This window comes from Aquabacterium sp., assembly GCF_004297345.1.
GTDB lineage: Bacteria > Pseudomonadota > Gammaproteobacteria > Burkholderiales > Burkholderiaceae_C > Aquabacterium.
Genome location: NZ_SCTN01000111.1, coordinates 1 through 2,626, shown reverse-complemented (window position 1 = coordinate 2,626; position 2,626 = coordinate 1). Strand labels below are relative to the sequence as shown.

General features: G+C 57.7%; 4 protein-coding genes. All 4 read left to right on the top strand.

What is annotated here, in order from left to right:
- A partial coding sequence (locus tag EPO09_RS03355; RefSeq protein ID WP_290640131.1) for a GDP-mannose 4,6-dehydratase occupies positions 1 to 239 on the top strand: 239 nt, incomplete at its 5' end.
- Positions 240 to 392: 153 nt separating this feature from the next.
- On the top strand, positions 393 to 1,286 hold the full coding sequence (gene xrtB, locus EPO09_RS03350; protein WP_290640129.1) for an exosortase B: 894 nt from the start codon (positions 393 to 395) through the stop codon (positions 1,284 to 1,286).
- Positions 1,276 to 2,001 carry an exosortase-associated protein EpsI, B-type gene (epsI, locus tag EPO09_RS03345; RefSeq protein WP_290640127.1) on the top strand — a complete coding sequence of 242 codons (726 nt, stop codon included), beginning with the start codon at positions 1,276 to 1,278 and terminating at the stop codon, positions 1,999 to 2,001. The genes xrtB and epsI overlap by 11 nt, the downstream gene beginning before the upstream one ends.
- A 14-nt stretch (positions 2,002 to 2,015) precedes the next feature.
- Positions 2,016 to 2,626, top strand: a 611-nt coding sequence (locus EPO09_RS03340; protein ID WP_290640125.1) for a GDP-mannose 4,6-dehydratase, incomplete at its 3' end; no start/stop codon positions are given.

Sequence of the window (2,626 nt, the reverse complement as noted above, 5' to 3'; positions counted from 1 at the left end):
TGCTGGCCAAGTGCAAGGTGGGCGACGTGATCGTGAAGGTGGACCCGCGCTACTACCGCCCGACCGAAGTGGAGACGCTGCTGGGCGATCCGACCAAGGCCAAGGAGAAGCTGGGCTGGACGCCCAAGATCTCGCTGGCCGAGCTGGTCAAGGAGATGGTGCTGAGCGACTACACGGCGGCCAAGCGCGACAGCCTGGTGAAGTCCGCTGGCTTCCAGGCTTACGACTACCATGAGTAATTAGGCGTCTCGTTGGAGACGGCTACTTACATGGGTTCCCTTTGTTTGCACGTCAAGGGTAATTGGGGGGAACTTTCATGGGGTGGTAGGTAACAATCTAGGCCGCTTGTGGTTTGCGGTTGCCCACATATCGAGTCTTTGTTAGCCATTCCTATGTCCGTTCCAAGTAGCCTGCCTGGGGTCGATACTGCTCCTGCCAAGTATCCGCTCGGGGCCATGTGTGTCCTGTTGCTGGGCCTGTTTGCCATGTACGTGCCGACGTTTCAGCGTCTGGCTGCCATGGTGTGGTCCACAGATGAGCAAGGTCACGGACCATTGATCCTGGCTGCCAGCTTGTGGCTGCTGTGGGGCAAACGACAAGCCCTGTTCGCCTTGACGCCTGAACCTGCCGTAGGGCCTGGTGTGCTGTGCCTTGTTTTGGCCAGCGTGTTGTACGTGGTCGGGCGATCGCAGGGTGTGTTGGAGTTGGACGCCATGTCGTTCATCCTGATGCTCATGGCCTGCATGCTTTTGCTGGTTGGGCGGCGAGGGCTTCGATTGACCTGGTTCAGCTTCTTCTTCCTGCTGTTCATGGTGCCATTGCCTGGCACCTTGGTGCAGATGATCACCCTGCCGCTCAAGCAGGCCGTGTCGTATGTGGCCGAAAATCTTTTGTATTGGGCTGGCTATCCGATCGGTCGCACGGGCGTGACGTTGACGATCGGCCCATATCAGTTGCTCGTGGCTGACGCTTGTTCCGGGCTTAACTCCCTGTTCACTCTGGAGTCCCTGGGGCTGCTGTACATGAACATCATGAACTACAAGTCGGCGTGGCGTAACGGCATCCTGGCCGTGTTCATCGTGCCGATTTCATTCATTGCCAACGTGACGCGGGTGATCACGCTGGTGTTGGTGACCTATTACTTGGGTGACGAGGTAGGTCAGAGCTTTGTTCATGAGTTTGCAGGTGTGCTGCTCTTCTCTGTTGCCATGGTGCTGATCTACGGTGTGGATCGTCTGTTGGCGGCGCAATTCGACGAAAGCAAGGGGGCACGCCATGGCCGTTGAGCGCATGTCGACACCTCATTCTTGGCGCGTTCCGCGCTTGATCTGGTTTGCGGCCCTGTTGATGGTGGTCGCCGCTCTTCTCGCGCGTCAGTTGACGCCGACACACATGGTGGCCGATGACAAGCCGCCCATGGCACTGGAGACCCTTGTGCCCAAGCAGTTTGGCGAGTGGGTGCTGGATCCTGGTGCGGCCAGCATGGTTGTGGATCCCACAGTTCAGCAGACGCTGGATTCACTCTATACCCAGACGCTGAACCGGACCTATGTGAGCAAGAGCGGTGAGCGGGTCATGTTATCCATCGCTTACGGTCGAAATCAGAATACGGAGTCCACGGCGGCCCATCGCCCCGAGTTTTGCTACACCGCGCAGGGTTGGGTTGTCACAAGGCTGGGGGTCACGGATGTCCAATTGGATCGTCACCGTACCAGTGCGGTGCGACTGGACTCGCGTGCGAGCACGTACAGGCAGCCCATCTCTTATTGGGTGACGCTGGATGAATCGGCTTCCGTCCCAGGGTGGCACCGTAAGTTGCATCAATTGAAGTATGGCCTGCAGGGCTTGATTGTTGATGGCATGTTGGTTCGCGTTTCGAACCTGCGTAGCGCAGAAGATCCGCGTGGCCTGGAGGTGGACTTTGCGTTGCAAGATCGCTTTTTGAGGGATCTTGAGCAGGCTGTGCCTCAGTCTGCACGTGCTCGTTTCTTTGGCTCTTGATGAAGGTGTCGGTCTTGTCCAAGAAAGTTGCGTTGATCACGGGAGTGACCGGTCAGGACGGTTCGTATCTGGCCGAATTTTTGCTGAAGAAGGGCTACGAGGTCCATGGGATCAAGCGTCGCTCGAGCCTGTTCAACACGGACCGGATCGATCACCTGTACCAGGATCCGCACGTTGATAACCGCAACTTCATCCTGCACTACGGTGATCTGACGGATTCGACCAGCCTGGTGCGCATTGTTCAGAAGGTGCAGCCAGACGAGATCTACAACCTGGCGGCGCAAAGCCATGTGGGTGTGAGTTTCGAGGAGCCTGAGTACACGGCCAATGCCGATGGCATCGGTGCGCTGCGCTTGCTGGAGGCGATCCGTATCCTTGGTCTGGAGAAGAAGACGAAGTTCTATCAGGCCTCGACGTCAGAGTTGTACGGCCTGGTGCAGGAGATTCCGCAGAAGGAAACGACACCGTTCTACCCGCGCAGCCCCTATGCGGTGGCCAAGATGTATGCGTACTGGATCACGGTGAACTACCGTGAGGCCTACGGCATGTATGCCTGCAACGGCGTGCTGTTCAACCACGAAAGCCCGGTGCGTGGCGAGACCTTCGTGACGCGCAAGATCACGCG

What these genes read in the sequence shown, in the direction of transcription:
- xrtB (WP_290640129.1), top strand. Translation starts at nt 393, where the DNA reads ATGTCCGTTCCAAGTAGCCTGCCTGGGGTCGATACTGCTCCTGCCAAG.
- epsI (WP_290640127.1), top strand. Translation starts at nt 1,276, where the DNA reads ATGGCCGTTGAGCGCATGTCGACACCTCATTCTTGGCGCGTTCCGCGC.